The following is a 20319-nucleotide window of genomic DNA, read 5'->3' on the forward strand; positions in this document are numbered from 1 at the left end:
TCATCCTCCTCCGACAAAATGAACGATTTCTATGCGATCTCCGTCTGCAATCGGTGTTTGTTCGTACGTTGAGCGATCAATAATTTCACCATTTCGCTCTACGACGACAATCTTCTCTTGCAGGGAATAAGAAGTGAGCAAGGCTCGCACTGTTGTGATCTCTTCCGCCAACTCTACTTTTTTCCCATTCAGCTGAACAATCATGGATAACCTCCTTCTACTGGAAAAAAAAACGGCTTCCCCCGCCTGCCTGAGTCGATTCAGACAAACAGAAGAAGCCGTATACCCATCCCATCTCACCGGACGAATGGCATAAAAAAACCATCCGCCTCGGATGGTTGAGTGTCATCTTATCATACGTGCACGCAAACAAGCTTTTCTTCGCCTCGAATGCGACACCGTGATTCCGATTCCCTATACCTCTTCCTCCGCTGGCATGACCCAGGTCAGGTTCAACGGTCAGTAACACACTCGTTACAATCTCAGCCAACGTTGCTTGGCCCCCGTTTGGTAGTAAAGCTATGCAATTGTCGTACATTCGAGTATTACAGTACCACTCTATTTCGTGTTTGTAAAGGCTTCCTTGTGCATCTTTTCCAGCTCAATGAGACAACGCTCTGCCCAAGTAGCCATTTTTTTCAGCTTATCCATTTCTCTCTCCATTGCCTGGCGCACGGATTCCTTGTAGTCTGGAATGGCACCATTATAGCGAATGACTCCTTGGACAGGCGTCATGAATTTTTCCATGTAAGAGAGTGCTGGACGCTGGTGAAACAGCGGCACATCTACTTCGTAGGAAGAATGCAAATCGCCTTGTGTCGGGTATTTGGTGACTGCCAACACTTTTACCAACAGCTTCGAATCGTGGATTTCCAATACTTCTGCAATATATTCTCCCGTTCGCTGCGCAACGCGAACGATATCTCCCGGATTCCAGTTCATCGCGGTATCCTCCTTTAATTAGATCGAATGCATTTACATAAGGGAGGCTTCGAGCAGTTTGCGAGCATGCAGCAATACTTCTTCTGCATCCACCAGTCGCTGCCCGCCGCCCTGTGCCATAGCAGGATTTCCCCCACCTTTTCCGTCAATAACCGGCAAGGTTTCTTTCAATACTTGATTGATGGCTACGTTGACTTCTTGCCCACGAGCAAACACGACTTGCATCTTGTCTTCGGTAGTAGCAGCCAAGAGACAAATCGCATCTGGCGCCAGAGTAGTAGCCAGCTGTGCGAACTGTTGAAGCTGTTGAATGGTTTTGTCTGTGAAGGTCCGCATGATGAGACGAGAATTACCCAGCTGGCTAGCAGCAGATAGTTGTTGATTGACTTCCACTTCTAAGATCTGCTTATCCACATCAGCCAATTTTGTCTTCAAGGCATCACGTTCTGCGAGGAGGCGTTCCGTCTGTGCGATCAGTTCACCTTCGTTGGTAGCGAGCAGCTTCGCCGTATCACGAACGACAGCTTGCTTTTGGTTGTAGTCCCGCAAAGCTCGCCAGCCACAGATGAATTCCAGACGAATGTTTCCGCGATGTCGCTCCCAGCCCAAGATCTTGATCATCCCGACTTCGCCGGTACGCGCTGGATGTGTTCCTCCACATGGATTGTAATCAAACTCAGGTATCATCACGACGCGAATATTTTCGGTAACGGTCGGCTGTTTTTTCAAGGGCAGCGTTGCCAATTCCTCATCATCAACGAACCGCGCAATGATGGGGTGGTTTTCCAGAACAATCTGGTTGGCTCGCTTCTCTACCTTCTCCCATACATCTGCTGTCAACTCATCCAGTCGTACATCAATGGTGACACGCTCTTTGCCCAAGTGAAAGGCAACGGTCTCAGCCTGCACGACCTCCAGGAAGGACGCAGATAAAATGTGTTGGCCAGCGTGCTGTTGCATGTGATCAAAGCGGCGGTCCCAATCGATGTGAGCCGTCACTTCCGCTATGCTTTCGGACAAAGGAGCTTCCAGCCGGTGACGAATTTCACCTTCTACTTCTTCCACATCTACCACACGAATCTCTTCCAATACTCCCAGGTCGGAAGGCTGTCCACCTCCAGTAGGGTAAAAAGCCGTTTGATTAAGGACCACGTAAGGTGTTCCATCTTGTTCGACACCTGATCTCGTCACCTGGGCCGAAAATGTTCTCGTATAGGCATCCTGATAATAGAGTCTATCGTTCATCGTTACTCCTCGCTGCATGGAACAAAGGTTCCAGCTTGATTCTCCCACTAGGGGGCAAAAACAACAATCATATGTATAGGCTTAACCAAACAAACGATCCATTTGTTTTTCGCGCTCTTGGCGCTCCTCTGGGCTTGCCAGGTCATACTTTTTCAATAAATGAAATAGCTCGTTTAGACGCTCTTGGCTGAGTTCGCCATTCAACTGATTTTTGAATTGACTCACACGCAGCTCCGACAGATGTGGAGCTTGTTCTGCCAGTTTTTTGAGTACGTCCTCATGGCTGTGATCCAATTTGCACTCTCCCATGATTTCCCCCCTTTTTCTTCCTGTCCTCTTCATCATACCATGATTTTTCATTCGAAAAAAAGGCGTACAAACCGAGATGGAATGTACGCCAGTTGACTACGCACGCTTACGGACGCGAAAGTTCTCCTCAATCAACAGCCAATTTTGCGGAAATGGCAAACCGAGTTTCCAGTAGCTGACACCTCTCAAACCAAGTTGTTTAACCAGATTAAACTTAGCATGGATCGACCGCGCATCCTCAAACCACACCTGATGTCGCTTGCCTTGATCATCGGTGTACGTAAAAAACGGAGCCTGCGCGCGATAATCATACCGGATGACTGCATTATGCTGCGCAGCCAGCGCAATTGCCGCCTGTGGACTCAGAGCTTTCGCTGTCGTTCCTCGCTCATACGGTAAGGTCCAGTCGTATCCGTACAGATTTTGACCCATCATAATTTTCTCGGCTGGTATTTCGGTAATGGCGTACTGCAAGACACGCCGCACCGGTCCGATCGGAGAAACCGCCATGGGAGGTCCACCACTATAGCCCCATTCATACGTCATGATCACGACAAAATCGGCAAGCGCTCCTATCGCCTTGTAATCATGGGCGGAATACCATTTTCCTGCTTGCTCGGCACTCGTCTTCGGTGCTAGTGCAACAGACATCATCAACCCCGCTGCATGTATGCGGTCCCTTGCTTTTCGCAAGAAGTTCGCGTATGCTTCTGCACCTGTTGTGGGCAATGCTTCCAGATCAAAATGGATATCCCCCATTCCCAGCTCACGGGCTGTCGCGAGAATATTATCCAACAATTTGTTCTGGAGCTCTTGATCATTTAGAATGAGTGCGCCCAATTCCGTACTGAACTGTCCTTTTTCCAAATTCGTAACGACCATCATGAGCAGGACTTGATTTTCTTTTGCGATCGCCGGAAAATTGTTCAGCGTTGGTCGCTCGAGGGTCCCATCCCGTTTGATGCGAAAGCTGAACGGCGCCAAATACGTAAGATGTGGTGCAGCCGTCCGAACATCCGCTTCCAGCTCTGGTGGAACGGTGCGGCGGGGTTCCACATACGCATTGAAATCCGCCGCTCGTCTAGGTCGTGGCGGGATGTATAGCTTTTGCCCGACTTGTAGCGGTTTATAGGGAGAAATCCCATTGACGCGAGCCAGCTCTGCTGCGCTGATCTGATAACGCTGTCCGATGGTATACAGTGTATCTCCTTGTTTGACCCAATAGTAGCTTCCTACAATCGGGATCACCATCGCTTGCCCAATCGCCAGCTTTTTGGGATCTGGCAATTCATTTGCCTTGGTAATCGCTTCCGGCGTCGTTCCGTACGTCTCGGCGATGCTCGCTAAGGTTTGTCCTTCTTCCACCACGTGGATTTGCATACGCCTCCTCCTTCGCATTTCTTCTCTCTCTGTCATATTCATGGCGAAGGAAATAGGTGTATGTCTAGGCAAGGGGTTTAAGAACTTCGTACAAAAATCCAACGGACTGGATGGCGTAATGGCGTTCCATTAATTCATTTCTGCGAAAAATAAGCAAGGCGGGAACGCTGGTCACTTGCCATTGTTCTGCCAATGCTGGCGCCGTATTAATGTTGATCTGATACAGAGGAACGGTAGGTAATGTTTCTTGCATGATGCCGAGCATACGTGCTGCGAGCTTGCAGGTCCCACACATCGGTGTATAGACAAAAAGAGCGACCGACTCCTTTTCTTGCAGGTATTGGATCAGTTGTGTTGAGGTTAGTTCTTGCAAGTCGTATCTCTCCTTTCTGCACATTGGACATGATGCAGAATCTAAACAACCTTTATCTCTTTGCAAACAAAAAACGACAGCACCCAACCATAAGGTAGCACTGTCCATTTGGTACTCTTATACAATTATGGAACAAAGCCAACCACTACTCTACACCTCATTGCTTGATTGTAGTTGGGGCGGCATTTACACATGCTACATCTTGGCTATATTTTGTATTTTTATAAAAATCATCGATATTTATTAATGGAAGCCAATATAATGGGTTATCTTTCAATATCCCCTCTAAAGCTAGTATAATACCAGAGCTCCCTGTTTGAAAGTCATCAGATAAACGATAACAAAACTGTCCTGGAAATAAAATATGATTTTCCTTAGGAATTAAAAATAGACGTAACAATTCTATTACACAATCTTTTTTGTTTGAATACGCAGAATCACTTTTTCCTAGTAGAGGCGGTATTATCAAAAAGCTTCCAGCGCCATCGTAAAGCCCCCCGCTTATGCTACATCTAACACGATATAAATTAGTAATTAAGCTCAATTCTCTTTGGTAACGTTTTTTATCACTAACATGATTTAGGTATACGATTGCTATTCCTATACCTAACGATCCCCCTGAAAGGTAAGGTAATAAGCGATTGGAGTCATCAATCGTTTGCAATGTGCTTTTGTCTTCTTTGGTTTTTTCTAAATCTTTATCAATGCATTCGATAGATTTCAAGTAATAATTTTCCTTTTTGGTGACTGCATACAAAGCCGAGTAAAACAACGAGACTCCAGACCAACCATCCATTATACCGATTGGAATCCCGGCCCAATCCTGAACTTTTAACTCTTTCTTCTCGCTCATAAAAGTATTAATGATACTCGCTACAAATATTGCTTTGTCCAGAAAACGTTCATCTTTTTCTTCTAAATAAAGACTAACGAACCCAAGACCTATACCTGACAATCCTGACCTTAAAGATATATCAGACGAATTAAGATTCATGTTTGCAAAGATGTTCATTGCTTCTTTTTTATAACCGATTTCATATAATGTTGTCCCTATGCCTGCTTTACCTGTTAATAATCCACCTTGTTCAATAGAATCGATGTTTTTCATTAATTCATTTTCAATCCAATGGTTTATATTCTCACTCACAGTACCAGATCTAAAAAATGCTAGCGCAGCTCCAGTGCCTCCATTTTGTACATTGTATTTCCCAGCTTTGCTTTCATATTGCCTGATATCACCATGAATTAATTTTTCGCTACGAACAAAATTTTTCTCAATACCGTTTCTGAGACCTTCTATAATGGAGGAAATATCCTTTTTCATTGCATTTTTATTTATGGCATGCGACCTATTCTCTTCTCCTATAAATGATAAATGCTGATTACATTTTCCCCTTATCATTTTTACAAATAGTAGAAAATCCTCTCCATAAACTTTTTCAATCCATTGATCTTGATAATAAAACATATCAGAATCAATATCCTCGATTGGTCCAATTGGCAATAAGCAATGTCGTAGGATTTTCTTTATTGCATACCAATCCCTCTCTCCGTTATTTTTATTACGTGGATGAGAGAATCCGTATGTTTGCAGTGTAGGCTTTCCTTCAGAATCCTTAGGTTGTGCTGTTTCAAAGTCAATCAGAGTCACGTTTAAATCTTCGGATATGATGATATTTACTGGTTGTAAATCTCCCATTCCTACACCATTTTTATGCATTTCTTCAACAATAGACACCAATTTAGTAAGAATATTATGTATTTTGTTCTGATAGACTTTGATATCACCATTATTAATAAAAGGGTAGTTCGCTACAATCCAGGAATCTAAGTCAATTCCATCCACATACTCTTCCACAAGAAAACTATGTTTCCAATGTGTAAAGTAATCTAGTATATTTACAATTCCATCTACTTTCGATAGCTTTGATAAAGCATCAAGTTCGATTTTTTGTCTTTCTAATGCATCAACTTTTTGACCATCCAAGCCTGATTTTGGCCTTGCTTCTTTAATAATGACTTTCTTTTTATCTTTCTTCCTTTCTGTCACATAGATTCCTCCACCATTCGTAAAGCGAAGTGCACGTTGAAATTCGTATTCATCAAATTTATTATTTTCTACTTCATCCTCCATAGATGTGGTATTTAAAGAATCTAAATATTGATCAAATTCTTTAACAAAAGAAGGTACTTGATAGTAAGGAACTCTTTCGTCTACAAGCAATTCACCATTCTCATCTTTCATGCACAATTCGCCTTGTTCGTTCAATATCATTGCAAATCCACCATACCTATAGTAAACATTGCTGTTTTTCCAACACTTGTCACTCAGAATGTATGGACCACTCTCAAAAGAATGAAGGGTGGTATATAGTAGATCTAATAAATGTAAAAAATCATCGTCACTAGGAGGATAGATCGTAATAAACTTTCCCGAACTTGCTCTATTTGCGATCTTTGAGTTTGTAGTAAAATAATCCCATTCGCTTGCAAGATGTTTGAAATGGACTTTACGTTCAACCAATATATGACTGACCTTCTGTAAAATCTGTTCTGCATTATCAAGTGTTGCACTAATATGGATTTTCCAACCTTGAGCTTGCAAGGATCGTTCTTTAAACTTGTACATTTTCCATACAGAATTTTCTTCCCTGCTAACTACACAATCATCTGATAAATTTGTCACATTAAATTCTCTCTCAGTAACGATTGATTTGTTAGGAGTGAAATATTTCGAGTTTTCATTTAAATAATCATAATAAACCATGTCTGCTTTCATGATATACTCTCCTCTCATAAATGATTGATGTACCTCTCCCAATAATTTGCAAGCTACATTTTATGTATTCGTCTCAATCAAAAGGACCTAGTTGAAGTTACCCTTCAACTAGGCCTTCTCTGAAGAAGCACTTTACAACCATTACCCCCATGGCCAATGGCAAATGTTACTATACAATGACCACCTAGCAGCTACTTCACTTGCCTCGTTTCGAGGAAGTTTTTGTAAATTTAGTACTTGATTCATTTTAATTCACCTCCTTCCAAAATTTAGATGAAATGTCGTGACTATTATTTTTCAAATCTATAAAGCTTGTACTATATTAATGCTCCGGTCTTCATCGTGAACTAAAATTCTAACCACCTTTAAATCGAATCCATATTACATATTTTAACAATAAGTGGATATTATTGTCAAATGAATTCGAAATCTGCGATAAATTCAGTAAATTTCTCAAATAGCTGATGGTACTTATATAAGGGCTTTCCAGCGCCACTTGCCCCACAATAGCTGTCACTCGGTTACTGAAGATTCTTGGAGAGTCACCTCTACTGAGTTTTTCATCTTTTATTTGGGGAAGGGAAGCCTACGAAGAATAAAAGTAGACTACTAGCAATAGTTGCTGTAGTCTACTTTCTCTTTCAGATTCAACGCTTAACGCGCAATCGTTGTATGAGCCAACTCCTCCGTCACGGTACAGACGGCACTCGAATCCCAGCTTCCCTTGCCTTGTGCTTTTGCTGCCTCATACATTTGCGCAACCGTACCACCAACGAGAACAGGCACTTGTTGTTCACGTGCGGTTTGCGCATAGAGCTGCAAATCTTTGTGCATATGATCCAATGAAAAGACCGTATTTTCATACGTACCGTACAAGATGTTAGGCCCAAAAACGGAGATCACACGATTGTGGGCAGAACCTTTGTCCATGACGGCTGCCAGCTTGTGTGGATCGACACCTGCTTTTGCACCGACACTGAACGCCTCTCCCAATGCTGCTGTGATGACGGCAACGACAGAGTTGTGGCAAAGCTTCGCCACTTGTGCAGAGCCAGATTCCCCCAGATAAAAAATTTCCTTTCCAATTGCCCTGAGATAGTCCATGATTTCTGGAAGCTTTGTCTCATCTCCGCTGACCATAATGGTCAACGTTCCGGCCACAGAACCCGCAGGTCCTCCACTCACCGGACAATCGTAGTAGTAGATCCCTTTTTCTACGCCGTGCTGATTCATACGTTTTGCTGTAGCAGGATCGATCGTACTTGTATCAAATACGAAACTGCCCGCCCCTAATGATAAGAAAAGTCCGTCCGCACCCAGCATGACTTCCTCAACAATCGCAGGACCTGGAAGCGAAGTGAAAACGACACGTGCTGCGCTACCCACTGCCTGTGGAGACTCGACGACTGTCGCTCCTTTTTCCTTTGCCCAGGCTTTTGCTGCCGGACTTGGATCATAGGCATACACGTGGTAGCCTTTTTGCAACAGATTACAGACCATCCCTTTACCCATTGCACCAATGCCGATAACACCAATCGCTTCCATCTTCGCTCCTCCTGCTTTCCTTATACTTATGGCCGAATATAAACCGTTTTTGTCTCTACATAAAAATCGAGCGCTGACTCCCCTTGCTCTCTCGGACCCAATCCCGATATCTTTTTGCCACCAAACGGAAACTGTGATTCAAAATGAGTCGACGGCATATTTACATGTGTGACTCCTGACTGAATGCCTTTGACAAATTGGAAGGCTTTTTGCAAATCGTTCGTAAAAATCGTAGAGGACAAGCCGAATTCCACCTGGTTAGCCACTTCCAAAGCATGCTCGAAAGAATCCACATCGATCACCGCGATCACAGGGCCAAAAATTTCTTCGTTGGCAATCGTCATCTCCTGCGTAATGCCGGTAAACACGGTCGGCGCGACGAAGTAGCCCTGGGCGAGATCACCTTCTACAAGGCGCTTACCGCCGCATTCCAATACGCCGCCTTCTTCGATTCCCTTCTTCACATAGTGCAAATACAGATTGAGCTGATGCTCGTCCACTACTGGACCATTATGATTGTCTGGATCGAATCCATTCCCGATTTTCAAGCTCTTCGCTCGCTCGATCAGTTTTGCTTTTACTTGTTCGGCTGCTTCGGGGACGACCAGTACTCGACTGGTACCTGTACAACGTTGGCCATTATCGAAGAATCCACTCAGGACGATGGAATCGATGGCGAGGTCAATATCGGCGTCCGCGAGAATGATCGCCGGATTTTTTCCGCCCATCTCCGCCTGAATTTTGCCTCCTCTGGCTCCCACTGCACTCCCCAAGGCAAGTCCCACTTCAGAAGAGCCCGTAAATGAAATGCCCTTAACCAGTGAATGATTCGCCAATTCATCACCGATTACTGCACCGGGTCCTGTTACCAAGTTCACTACGCCACTCGGAACGCCGCTTTCAATCAGGAGCTCTACCAGCTTTACGCTAATCAAGGAGGTGTTGCTCGCCGGCTTGAACACAACCGTATTGCCTGCGAGGATGGCAGGGACGATCTTCCACAAGCCAATCCCCAGCGGGAAATTCCATGGGGCAATAATCGCGAAAACCCCGATTGGTTCTCGCACCGTATAACCGATTACCCGTTCATCAAAGGAAGGTACCGTTTGACCTGTCAAGCGAGTGGCTTCCCCGGTCAACTGCTTCATAGAAGTGATTGTCTTGGTGACCTCGCCTCTCGCTTCCCGCAATGTTTTTCCTACTTCACGGGTGATCGTTTCTGCGAGCTCTTCTTTGTGTTTTTCCAATAAGTGAATAAGGGAGAACAAAAATTCTCCACGTGTGGGAGCCGATTTTTGTGACCATTCACCAAAAGCATTGGCAGCAGCTCCAATGGCAGAACGCGCATCTTTCCCGTCCGATTTTTGAAAATAACCGAGAACCTCATTCGTATTGGCAGGGTTCGTACTAAGAAAAACTTGTCCCGTATGGCTCGGCACCCAAGCTCCATCGATGTAGTTATTGTAGGTTGCTGTCAAATCGTCTCCCACCTTCCGCGTCTTATAGGAGTATTGTATATAGTGAAAATTATGAATACAATGTATATACAGACACTTATTTCCAACTAACAATGTGTATTTCTCTACATGGAGGACACGTGGATGAATTCATTTTCGCTCCTGCTTGAAAAGCTGCATGAATGGTTTGGCGATCAGCCTTTTTCGGTATGGTTCCAATTTTCGCGTGATCGACATTTTCGGCTTATTTTCTCATCTTTTCATGAAAACGCTACCACGATTACTCCCCCGATGACAGTCCCTTTCAGTGACAACGATGCTAGCCACATGCGCTATCGATATGAGTCCCTTCGCTCACAACAGAAGTTCCGTTTTTTCTACGAAAAGGAAGGACAAGCCGTTATTTGCCTTGAGCATAGAGCCAAACAACAGGTCATCCTTACCTCTGACCAATGGGACTTATTATGGTACGGGATTCGTTTGTTGCTGGCAGAAGAAAAAATGACAGCCAAAGTGGAGGAAAGCAAGAAGCTTTTTGAAGGGATTCGCTCGATCTCTGCTACCCTCGATGTTCACCAAATCATTCGTGGCATCATTGGTAATGCACTGGCAGTTATCCCTGCTGCTGACGCAGGTCTTTTGCACTTGTATGATCCCACAATCGATCTTTTGATTCCGAAAGCGACCGTCGGATTTCATGATACGGTATTCAAGGATCTCAAAATGCGGGTTGGAGAATCCATTGCTGGTAAAGTGTTTGAGGACGGTATTCCTCGCATGTACAAAACCAGCCAAGAGACAAACCTCGCAATGAAGGATATCTCCGCTGACAACTTCCACTCCCTGAACCACGCAAAAACATTGCGAGACTTGAATGGGTTGTTATGCGTTCCGATATCACGTGAAGAAAAGCGTATCGGCGTGCTTGTCCTGCATCAGTTTCATCAAGAAAATGTGTTTACTGAGTACGACCTCGACCTCCTCCAAGGCTTCGCAGACCAAACTTCCATCGCCCTGCAAAATGCCGAGCTGTATGCAGAAGTCAAGCAAGCGTATGAACATATGGCTACCATTAGCGCCCAACTGCAAGCCAAGCACGATGATTTGATACAACGCAACTTTATTCATGAATCCATCAAGCAGTTGTCCTTGCAAAATAAAGGGACGGAAACAATCGTTAAAACTCTCGGGAAAATGACAGGCCATCCCATCTATTTCGCAGATTGGCTTGAGCAGAAAATGTATCCGGAAGAAAGTGTTATCTATTTTAGCTGGGATGAGCTGTATGCCTTGCTGAACAAAAGAAGACAGCCTGTTTCTGTCAACCTGTTCTCTCCCACTGCTGGTGATAATCAACTGTTTTGCTTGTATCCGCTGATCAATGGGAGCATCTTTCTCGGATGTCTCATTATTCCCTTAGACGAACGAGGGCTAACTGATCTCGCACGGATGACCGTCGAGCAAGGAAGTGCAGTGCTCATACTTGATTTAGTGAAAAAGCAATCAATCAGCTCCGTGCTGTACAAGCGGGCACACGATCTTTTTCAAGAACTGATCGCAAGTAAAGGAAATGAACTGTTTGATCGCGCCCGTTCGATGGGGTTACAGCCGCAATCAAAATACTACGTGATTTATGCCCATCTGACGCAATGCCATGATCTGGCTTTGCTCGAAGCGAACATTCACCGTCTCATTACCCGTTGGAAATGGGAGTTCAATAAAACACAGATGTTTGTCTACGGATTCCACAACCATGTCACCCTCCTCATCCGATCTTACGGCTCTCGAGATGGCAGGGACATTCGGGAGAGGCTACAACAAGCATCCTATGAGTGGCAACTCGGCAAAGAAGCATCTTTATCGATCGGCGTGGGAAGTATGGCAACCGGGATTGAGCAAATCAGCAAAAGCTACGAAGAAGCCAAGAAAGCCGCTCACTATTTGACCAACCGCAGCCGTTATGGTGTGGTGCACTATAAAGACCTGGGTGTAAATCGTCTCATGCTGAACCAGAGTCAGGCCGATATTGATGCATTCATTCACGATGTCTTCGCCCCTTTCTGGCAAGACCCGGAAAAATATCAGGAATGGGAACAGACGATCATAACTTATATGGAATGCAGTCAATCCCCTCAACTGACCGCCAAAGAGCTGCACATTCACGTCAATACGTTGTATCAACGATTGCGTAAAGTCGAGGAGCTTCTTCAAATCGATTTGCGAAATCCGGAAGACTTGTTGAAATTACAGCTCGCTTGTCATTTGCGCCAGGAAGGATGAATTGTAAAAGGCAGGAGTAGCTTCGGACTGGAAAAAGTCCTGGACTACCACTGCCTTTTTTGTTAACAAATTCTTTATTCGTGTGCTTGATATTAAGTTTACCATAATTTTATTATGTAAATTTTTTTGTCCCGTTCAATGTTCTACACTTATTCTTACTTTAATACATCCATCACGAGCTTGGTAGCCTCGGCAATGAGGGCATTATCATAAGTAGCATCCTTTGTATCTCGGCTGGACAGAACAGCCAAGACAATCGGCTTTTTGTCAGGTGGCCAAATAACAGCAATGTCGTTTCGCGTTCCATAGCTTGCGGCTCCCGTCTTATCTCCAACCTTCCATTCTTTCGGTAGGCCTGCACGGATCAATTTATCGCCTGTAGTATTCCCCTGTAGCCAATCGTTGAGAATCTTCCGCTTGTCTTCTGTCAACACGTCACCGACGGTATAAGCCATGAGACTTGTTGCAAGTGCTTTTGGTGTGCTTGTGTCTCGAATATCTCCAGGGATAGCCTCGTTCAAATCCGGCTCGTTACGCTCGGATGTGGTTACTTGATCACCGATCTTTCTTAGTGCTGCTTCGAACCCTTTAGGACCGCCCAGTTCTTTGAACAAGAGATTTCCCGCCGTGTTGTCGCTGTAGCGAATGGCAGCATCGGAGATTTCCCGAAGCGTCATTCCAGTAGAAACATGTTTTTCGGTGATCGGCGAATAGGTGACAAGATCACTGCTTTTGTACTTGATTACTTTGTCGAGCTCTTCCAGCGATTTTTGATGGAGTAGTGCGCCTACCACGAGAGCCTTGAACGTAGATGCAAAGGCGAAGCGCTCATCAGATCGAAAAGCAACCACTTGATTCGTGTTCGTGTCGATCGCATAGACTCCCAATCGAGCTTCAAACTTTTTTTCTAGATCAGCGAATTTCTGATCAATCTCAGCTACTTGTTCTGTTTGTTTCGAGATTTCCGTTTGTGTAACAGGGGCTTCTACAGCCGCAGAACAACCGGCAAGCGTGAGTGTGAGCAAGCAAGCTTTCGCTGTGATTCCGATGAGTCTAGATGGATAGATTTCCTTCAAGTTCCTAACCTCTTTCTGTAATATCGTTCTGTAGAAGCGTAATACGATTAGGACTGGGATTCTATGACAGTACAATCATATTTCCATGTAAAGAGTGCAAAAACAGATGGAAAAGCATATGAGAGGTTCCAAACGATAATTTCATCCCTTCTCTCATATGCTATGGGAGGAAATGATCAGCCTTGTTGACAAGCCCCCAAGGTATTTTTCTAGGAGGCAGTGTTGATAATCCCCTCTTCTTTGAAGAAGTGAATACATTGCTCAAAGAAGAGATATTACCGCAGCTTGCTGCTGATGAACAGCTTGACTACGTCCTGTTTTATCCTACTGATGAGAAGTGGGATGACATTCTCGAAATCGTGGTGAAAGATGTTTTTCCCATGAGAAGCGGACGAATGACCTTTACTCACCATTTACAGAATCTTTCCTCTTATATTGACGACCATATTGTCCCAATCGACAGGGACTTGTTGAATCGTAAACACTTGGTAGGTCTTGAGGATATCATCGATGAAATAGCAGAAAACTGGCCATCCATGAAAGCCTATGAAAACAAAGGCTTCGGTTGTGCCGCGATTCAAGATACCGATGAGGAGCCGACCATTATTAGTTGGTGCATGACGGATTGGGTAGTTGGAGACGAATGTGAATTGGGCATAGAAACCCATGAAGAGTATCGGGGTAACGGATGGGCACGAAAGACAGCCTTGGGTGCTCTCTCACTCGCCAAACAACACGGAATCAATAGAGTGGGATGGCAATGCTGGTCGAACAATTATGGATCGCAGCGAACAGCCCTATCTGTCGGTTTCGAGCTACTCGCGGATTTCCCGGTTCTGTTCGGATGGAACCTTCCTTTAAACAATTTCCTTGTCAATGGCAACCACTATATGCGTGGCGATCTGAAATATGGCGTGGAAAAAGACTACGCCCGCGCAGCATGGAGTTACGCCCAAGCACTTGATAAAGGCTGGGATTGGGATGGCGATGCGGCCTTGTATTGGAATGCTGCTTGCCTGTTCAACCTGATTGGTGAAGAGGACCGCGCAAAGCATTTCTACAAAAAGGCTATCGAGCATGGCTGGGTAAGCATTCACCACCCCCATTATCATGATTATGTGTACCGAGAAACGGACAACGAACAGATCGCTCACATTCTTGCTGCATCACTTAAATAAATGAAAGGGCCGCCGTTATATTGGCGGCTTTTTGCTACTTCTGTTCCTTTGAATGAAAAAGAAATGGCGTGCCTTTCAAGTAGTTTTTGATTATAGCCAGCGCATAAGGCTGTTCTTCTTTTAACCCCTCGGTTTCCCTGGGATCAGGAGCATGATGAGCATAATTTTCAATCATGACCATCACCGTGAAACTCTCTAGCGCGGGAAGCCATTCCCCTTCAAGTTTCCGCAAACTCTCGTAACCTTTTATGACAAGATCTCTTTGTACAGGATATAAACCCAAAATGGTATGGGCGATATCATAAAGATAGTAGCCAAACCCACATCTGCCAAAATCAATGGGTCGAGGATCTCCGTTGTGAAAAACAATGTTACCTTGGTGCAGATCGCCGTGAATGATACCATAGCCGTTGCAATTCTTATCCAAGCTGTCAAAACTAGTGAGTATTTTATCCGAAGCCATTTGATATAGCTCGAATTCTTCGTCTGTCAGAAACCGATCGTAATACTCGGTCAAACGAGTCATGGAGTGCTGAAAGCTATCCTCTCCCCAGACAGGACGGGCAAATTCAAGGGGCAATTGGAAATCCTGAGATACGGAATGGAGCTTTGCCAAAAGGACGCCCTCTTTGTAAACTTGGTCTTGCGAAAGCTCTTCCTCTGCATGCTCCCCTTCTACCCATTGCATGACGGAAACGAAGACACAGTCACCTTTTGCAAGTTCGATGCTCACTGTCTTGGAACCATTTCGGCAATCTACTCCCGTTGGAATCGCTACATCTATTTTTTCATGCAAATAATTGAGAAAAGCAAGCTCGGAATCAATTTCATGTCTGTTCCTGGTTCCGTGAATGCGGAGTAAATACTTCCCATCCTGCTTTGTTTCAATGACAAACGTACAAGTGTCGGACAGTTGGTTGAAACGAATGTGTTCCCAATCCAAGTCGTATTCGTGCATCGCTTGTTGTGCGATTTGCTGTGACTGGGCCACTACCTTCTCGATGTCATCTTCAGAATCCAACTGAAATAACCTCGTCATGCGAATCCCCCTATCCAATATATGGATCATATACTTACATTCGTTTGATTTCTTCCATACTCCTCTTTTCATTTTTTTCGCTTGACTCCAACCTAAGGTCAGACTGCAAACTCAACTTCAGGAGGTGAATCGCTATGTTGTATACCGTTAACGATGTAGCCAAATTGTCTGGTACCACAATCAAGACACTGTACCATTATCAAAAGATTGGTTTGCTAATGCCCGAGATCATTACAGAAAATGGATACAGATATTATGGTGAGAATGAACTCAAGCGGTTACAACAAATCTTGTTTTATCGTGAGCTTGATTTTTCATTGGACAGCATTAAAGCTGCACTTGATCACGAACCAGACAGACTTCGTTGCTTATGTGAGCAGCAAGCGATGTTACAGGCACGCCAGCTTCGATTGGAGCGCATTTTGCTTACTTTAGAAGAAACGATTCGACACGAAAGGAAGAGAGGAAATATGTCCACTACGAACATGTTTGATGGATTGAACGAAGAAGAATGGAAGCAGGCATTGGCTCAACAAAATAAGCATTTGCAGGCAGAGTATGAATATCAATTGGATACAGAAAATCTGAACGCGGCTACCATGAATGAAAAAGCTGCCGAAGCGACAGCATTCATGACATTTATGGCAGAGGCGTTGAAAAACAACAGAAGTATTGACGATGAGGCTGTTGCTTCCGCGCTCGAAAACCATCTTGCTTTTTTACAAAAAGACCATCCGATTGACGCGAAGGCTTTTGCAGAGCAGTCAAGGTTTTTCCTATCCGATGAGTTCCATCGCTCTATGTTGGAAGAACAGCAAACGGGATTAAGCTACTACATTTGCATTGCTGCCGAAAATTACGCTACCAAGTAAAGTGTGGTTAAACGATCGTTTAACAGTTAAACCGGGTGAGCTGCACCTCCCCGGTTTATTATTCCAATTCCTACCTGTTTCCTGAAACACTTCTGAGGGATCAAATTACCGCAGGGATCAAATGCTCCTTGATCAACGTCCACCGATCACGAGGATTCAGCATGAATTCCGATGCAATAGCTACGACGAGGTTTTTTTCTGGTATGCAGCAGATTACATTCCCGCCATCGCCCAGTGCAGCGTATGAAAAAACACCGTCCTCTTCACGTAACCACCACAGATACCCGTATTGATTGGCGTTCATCGCGGTTGATTCATCTATCCAAGTCTCAGGAATGATCTGATGATTGTCCCAACTGCCTCGATTCAGATAGAGCAATCCAATACGCGCCATGTCACGAGGAGTTAACGTGAGCCCCCAGCCTCCTGTGGAGTTGTTGTTTGGATCTTTTACCCATCCTCTCACATCTTTACCGAATACATTTTCAAACGCAAACGCCTTCATTTCATAATCGGGGATTTCTTCCATGCCGATCGGTGTAAACAAGCGTTCGTTGGCAAACTCTCTCGCACTTTTTCCTGTGCTGCGTGTGAGGATGGCTGAAAGCAGATGCGCTCCAGCAGTTGAATACTTAAACGTTCCTATCTTTCCCTTTTGCCCGAGCATATCCAGCGTATACTTTACCCAATCGGACTGCATGCACATCTTGTCCAGTGGTTCTTGCCAGTCCTCAAAAGGATAGGGGGCTGTCATCGTGAGAAGATGGCGTATCGTGATTTCTCGTTTTTGCGTATCAGTAGAATCGGGAGCATAGTCTGGAAAAAAATCCAGTACCTTTTGGTCGACATTTTTGATAAGCCGTGCATCTATGGCAATACCAATGAGGGCAGACAGAATACTTTTCGTTACAGAAGCTACATGGTGCCTATCTTCCGGTCCATAGCCATGATAGTAAGTTTCATGGGCGATATAACCATTTCTCACAACAACGATTCCGTTTATGTTGCTGTACGCAGATTTTATGATTGGGTCTAGCTCTGCTAGTTTTTCAGCGTCTATGTTCAAGATGGCCGGGTTTACTGCTTGCCATTCTGTAGTGGGCCAGTAGTGTCTTTGCATGATAATTCCCTCCTCCACAAGCGAATGTCATTTTTTTCTGACTGGAAAATACACTTCCGTAACGAGATTCTCAGGAACATTGGCTTGATCGGGTGCGGTTACGTAGACTTCGTAGGGTGATCTCACCCATTCATAGCCTTCATTTTCTATCCATTCCCTCAACCTGGCATATACTGCAGTCAATTCTGGATATGGGCCCTTACATATAGACTTCGCGCAAAGGCCCCCAGGCAGATCTCTTGTTCCCTTTACAGACTCCGCGATCGGGAGGGCAAACTCAGTATCGTTCCCGGCAGGATTATATTCAGGGCTGTGATAAATCGTCATCGGCGTACCGAGCAAGGTAAGTTTTTCAGTCGCAATCCTTTCATAAAGCCGGCTGAAATACATCCCATATCCTGTAGCATAATCATCACTACTCATCATCTGACGAATCGATAGAATATGGATTGGCTGCGTCTCCACCAACTGTACTTCTATACTGTCAAGGTATGACATCATCGAGATACCCTGCTCCATCTTGGACAGATCATGGGTCAGTTGTTGTAAGGTATAATCCAAAGCGTTTCGTTTTTCATACATCTCCCTTTGCTTGCGAAGAAGGGCAGAAACAAGCTTCTCTTCCGATTGTTCTTCTTCCCATTCCAGCATGGTTTTTATTTCCTCCAGCGAAAAATGATACGATTTCAAACGGTTGATGAAGAGCATCTTCTTTAGTTGCTTGATGGAATAATACCGATAACCATTTTCAGGATTAATCTCATCGGGCTTCATTACTCCTATTTCTGCATAATAGCGAAGCGTTTTGGTAGAGACTCCGCATATCTTCGAGAATTCTCCAATTGATAGCACAGGCTCACCTCCATTGGTCATTTTTGTATCCATATTCTACTTATACCCCTTCCCCTAAGGGCAAAGTCAACTGGAAGTCTAATAGCTAAACGTGCTTCATCAAAAGAGTGTCGAATCATTAAGGTTCACAGGTTTCTTCCTCTGCATCACTTTCAAAAAATGGCATATTGATGTATGGTAATGTATATGCATTTATCTACTATACTTCACAAAGGAGAGTGTGCTTTGTGCGTGAAACCTGTGTTCCAACTGGCGTAGAGCTGAAAGACACTGGCTTTGGATACACATTGTCTTTAATAGGCGGTAAATATAAAATGATCATTTTGTATTGGCTAGCTGAAAATAAGGTGATGCGGCATAATGAACTAAAGCGAAGTATCGGTACCATTTCCTTTAAAACGCTTAGCCTGATGTTAAAAGAGCTGGAGGCAGATGACTTGATCATCCGCAAAGAATATCCCCAAGTCCCTCCCAAAGTGGAATATTCCTTATCTGAGCGTGGTATTTCTCTCATTCCCTTGTTAAACATAATGTGCGACTGGGGAGAGAAAAACAGCTTACCCCCTCAGGAGGCTGTAAAACAGCAGGCATAACGACTGAATCTAACAGCAAAAGAAGTATCTCCTACACGAGGAAATACTTCTTTTTTCATGCGCTCTCTTACAGATTATCAACGAATTTCAAATAATCTTGCGCGCTCTTATCCAATAGCTCAAGTACTTTACCAGGTTCATTCTCGCCAGGCTCAGTCTCTGCACCATAATACGCAAAGAATGAGCGATAATCCGCATGGCAGTAGCGGAAGGTTGTTTCAAACGGGGTCAATATTTGCTCAAGTGTATACCGATATCTTCCTTCTTCATGATAATCCTCTTCCCTAATCCCGGCAGATACCGCTAATGCAGCTTTGCGATTCTTTAATTTATCGCCTCCCTTTGAACCGTACGCCCACCCATATGCGAAAACATCGTCAAGCCATTTTTTCAGGAGAGGCGGACAATTAAACCAGTAAACCGGGAACTGTAAAACAAGCTTCTCATGCGATTCAATCAATTGCTGTTCTTTTTGCACATCAATGTTTCCATCTGGGTAAACCTCATGCAATTCGTGTACGGTATACTTTTCTGGATATTTTTTGAGTTCTTCTACCCATCGTTTATTGATGACGGATGTTTCTAAGCTTGGATGAGTGACGATGACAAGTGTTTTCAAAGTATATTCCTCCTTGAAGATGTGTTGTTTTATGAGTATAAAATGCTTGCTGCAAATTTGTAAGTATGCACATTTTGTTCAGTTACTTACATAAAGGTGAGTGTAAAGAACAGAAAGAAGCCTCCCCTCGACCTAATGATTCTAGGTTGCATCGGTGGGAGGCCCCTTTGAAAATGTTTGTTTTATAGCAGCTTATTCTCCATATACAGCGTGCCTTCAATCGGATTAAAACGATAGGGCTCAATTGGATAGAATCCTAACGAGCGGTATAGCTGAATCGCTTGTTCCATCGTCGGAAGCGTATCTAATCGGATGAATGAATAGCCTCGTATTTTCGCTTCTTCCATAATCGCTAAGGCTAATTTTTTCCCTACTCCTCTTCCCTTCCATTCTGGCTTCACGTACAGTCTCTTCATTTCGCAAACCTGTTCATCTATTTTCCGTAAGGCGACACATCCTGCTGGCTGCTCGTTATCTAACGCCAACAAAATGCATCCATCTGGAGGTGCGTATTCGCCCGGTATATGTCGCAATTCGGTCACAATGTTTTGAAAACTCAAATCAACTCCTAATGAATCTACATATTCCAAGAAAAGTTCACGTGCTTGTTCGTATTGATATTCCTCCGTTGCATGCATCAAACGCAGCAATCCAAACACC

At 44.2% G+C, this 20319-nt stretch carries 20 protein-coding genes and 1 riboswitch; of the genes, 4 read left to right on the forward strand and 16 right to left on the reverse strand.

Going from position 1 to position 20319, the window contains the following annotated elements; translation table 11 throughout:
* The 10 genes from thiS to ACFYU8_RS04525 form a co-directional block, all read right to left on the reverse strand.
* Entirely contained in the window at positions 1-204 is a 204-nt protein-coding gene (thiS, locus tag ACFYU8_RS04480) for a sulfur carrier protein ThiS (protein WP_390295434.1), read from the reverse strand.
* A gap of 202 nt (positions 205-406) precedes the next feature.
* A riboswitch (TPP riboswitch) is annotated at positions 407-517 on the reverse strand.
* Between the two features lie 41 nt (positions 518-558).
* A complete protein-coding gene (gene kapB / locus ACFYU8_RS04485; RefSeq protein ID WP_390295432.1) occupies positions 559-942 on the reverse strand; it encodes a kinase-associated lipoprotein KapB in 384 nt (127 codons plus the stop codon).
* A 33-nt stretch (positions 943-975) separates the two neighbouring features.
* Positions 976-2187, reverse strand: coding sequence for an alanyl-tRNA editing protein (locus ACFYU8_RS04490; RefSeq protein WP_390295430.1), 1212 nt, complete (start codon positions 2185-2187; stop codon positions 976-978).
* A gap of 81 nt (positions 2188-2268) precedes the next feature.
* Positions 2269-2496: a hypothetical protein gene (locus tag ACFYU8_RS04495; protein ID WP_244191614.1), complete on the reverse strand. Its 228-nt coding sequence runs from the start codon at positions 2494-2496 to the stop codon at positions 2269-2271.
* A 96-nt stretch (positions 2497-2592) separates the two neighbouring features.
* Positions 2593-3876: a glycoside hydrolase family 18 protein gene (locus ACFYU8_RS04500; RefSeq protein WP_390295428.1), complete on the reverse strand. Its 1284-nt coding sequence runs from the start codon at positions 3874-3876 to the stop codon at positions 2593-2595.
* A gap of 64 nt (positions 3877-3940) precedes the next feature.
* Positions 3941-4249: a thioredoxin family protein gene (locus ACFYU8_RS04505; protein WP_390295426.1), complete on the reverse strand. Its 309-nt coding sequence runs from the start codon at positions 4247-4249 to the stop codon at positions 3941-3943.
* Between the two features lie 157 nt (positions 4250-4406).
* Positions 4407-7028: a class III lanthionine synthetase LanKC gene (gene lanKC / locus ACFYU8_RS04510; RefSeq protein ID WP_390295425.1), complete on the reverse strand. Its 2622-nt coding sequence runs from the start codon at positions 7026-7028 to the stop codon at positions 4407-4409.
* Positions 7029-7169: 141 nt separating this feature from the next.
* The gene (locus tag ACFYU8_RS04515; RefSeq protein ID WP_390295422.1) at positions 7170-7274 is read right to left on the reverse strand and encodes a class III lanthipeptide; all 105 of its coding nucleotides are present in this window, start codon (positions 7272-7274) and stop codon (positions 7170-7172) included.
* A gap of 408 nt (positions 7275-7682) precedes the next feature.
* Positions 7683-8573, reverse strand: coding sequence for an NAD(P)-dependent oxidoreductase (locus tag ACFYU8_RS04520; protein ID WP_390295420.1), 891 nt, complete (start codon positions 8571-8573; stop codon positions 7683-7685).
* A 26-nt stretch (positions 8574-8599) separates the two neighbouring features.
* Entirely contained in the window at positions 8600-10051 is a 1452-nt protein-coding gene (locus ACFYU8_RS04525) for an aldehyde dehydrogenase family protein (RefSeq protein WP_390295418.1), read from the reverse strand.
* Positions 10052-10174: 123 nt separating this feature from the next.
* Here ACFYU8_RS04525 and ACFYU8_RS04530 point away from each other — a divergent pair, with 123 nt between their 5' ends.
* Positions 10175-12310 carry a helix-turn-helix domain-containing protein gene (locus tag ACFYU8_RS04530; RefSeq protein WP_390295416.1) on the forward strand — a complete coding sequence of 712 codons (2136 nt, stop codon included), beginning with the start codon at positions 10175-10177 and terminating at the stop codon, positions 12308-12310.
* 155 nt (positions 12311-12465) lie between these two features.
* Here ACFYU8_RS04530 and bla read toward each other — a convergent pair whose 3' ends face one another.
* Complete coding sequence (gene bla, locus ACFYU8_RS04535) at positions 12466-13386, reverse strand: class A beta-lactamase (protein WP_390295414.1); 921 nt, start codon at positions 13384-13386, stop codon at positions 12466-12468.
* 182 nt (positions 13387-13568) lie between these two features.
* Here bla and ACFYU8_RS04540 point away from each other — a divergent pair, with 182 nt between their 5' ends.
* Positions 13569-14564, forward strand: coding sequence for a GNAT family N-acetyltransferase (locus ACFYU8_RS04540; protein ID WP_390295412.1), 996 nt, complete (start codon positions 13569-13571; stop codon positions 14562-14564).
* A gap of 34 nt (positions 14565-14598) precedes the next feature.
* Here ACFYU8_RS04540 and ACFYU8_RS04545 read toward each other — a convergent pair whose 3' ends face one another.
* Positions 14599-15603, reverse strand: a complete 1005-nt coding sequence (locus ACFYU8_RS04545; RefSeq protein ID WP_390295410.1) for a phosphotransferase enzyme family protein — start codon at positions 15601-15603, stop codon at positions 14599-14601.
* A gap of 134 nt (positions 15604-15737) precedes the next feature.
* Here ACFYU8_RS04545 and ACFYU8_RS04550 point away from each other — a divergent pair, with 134 nt between their 5' ends.
* Positions 15738-16475 (forward strand): MerR family transcriptional regulator, encoded by a 738-nt coding sequence (locus ACFYU8_RS04550; RefSeq protein ID WP_390295408.1) that lies wholly within the window; start codon positions 15738-15740, stop codon positions 16473-16475.
* 100 nt (positions 16476-16575) lie between these two features.
* On the opposite strand, the gene ACFYU8_RS04555 is transcribed toward ACFYU8_RS04550, so the two are convergent.
* Together ACFYU8_RS04555 and ACFYU8_RS04560 are read right to left on the reverse strand one after the other, a co-directional pair.
* On the reverse strand, positions 16576-17595 hold the full coding sequence (locus ACFYU8_RS04555; RefSeq protein WP_390295406.1) for a serine hydrolase domain-containing protein: 1020 nt from the start codon (positions 17593-17595) through the stop codon (positions 16576-16578).
* A 27-nt stretch (positions 17596-17622) separates the two neighbouring features.
* Positions 17623-18447, reverse strand: coding sequence for a MerR family transcriptional regulator (locus tag ACFYU8_RS04560; RefSeq protein ID WP_390295404.1), 825 nt, complete (start codon positions 18445-18447; stop codon positions 17623-17625).
* 227 nt (positions 18448-18674) lie between these two features.
* On the opposite strand from ACFYU8_RS04560, the gene ACFYU8_RS04565 reads away from it, so the two are divergent.
* Positions 18675-19040 (forward strand): winged helix-turn-helix transcriptional regulator, encoded by a 366-nt coding sequence (locus ACFYU8_RS04565; RefSeq protein ID WP_390295402.1) that lies wholly within the window; start codon positions 18675-18677, stop codon positions 19038-19040.
* Between the two features lie 67 nt (positions 19041-19107).
* Here the strand turns inward: ACFYU8_RS04565 and ACFYU8_RS04570 are convergent, their stop codons facing one another.
* A complete protein-coding gene (locus ACFYU8_RS04570; protein ID WP_390295400.1) occupies positions 19108-19659 on the reverse strand; it encodes an NAD(P)H-dependent oxidoreductase in 552 nt (183 codons plus the stop codon).
* 182 nt (positions 19660-19841) lie between these two features.
* Positions 19842-20318 carry a GNAT family N-acetyltransferase gene (locus ACFYU8_RS04575; protein WP_390295398.1) on the reverse strand — a complete coding sequence of 159 codons (477 nt, stop codon included), beginning with the start codon at positions 20316-20318 and terminating at the stop codon, positions 19842-19844.
* Position 20319: the final 1 nt, after the last annotated feature.

This window comes from Brevibacillus sp. NPDC003359 (assembly GCF_042878995.1).
Classification (GTDB): Bacteria; Bacillota; Bacilli; order Brevibacillales; family Brevibacillaceae; genus Brevibacillus.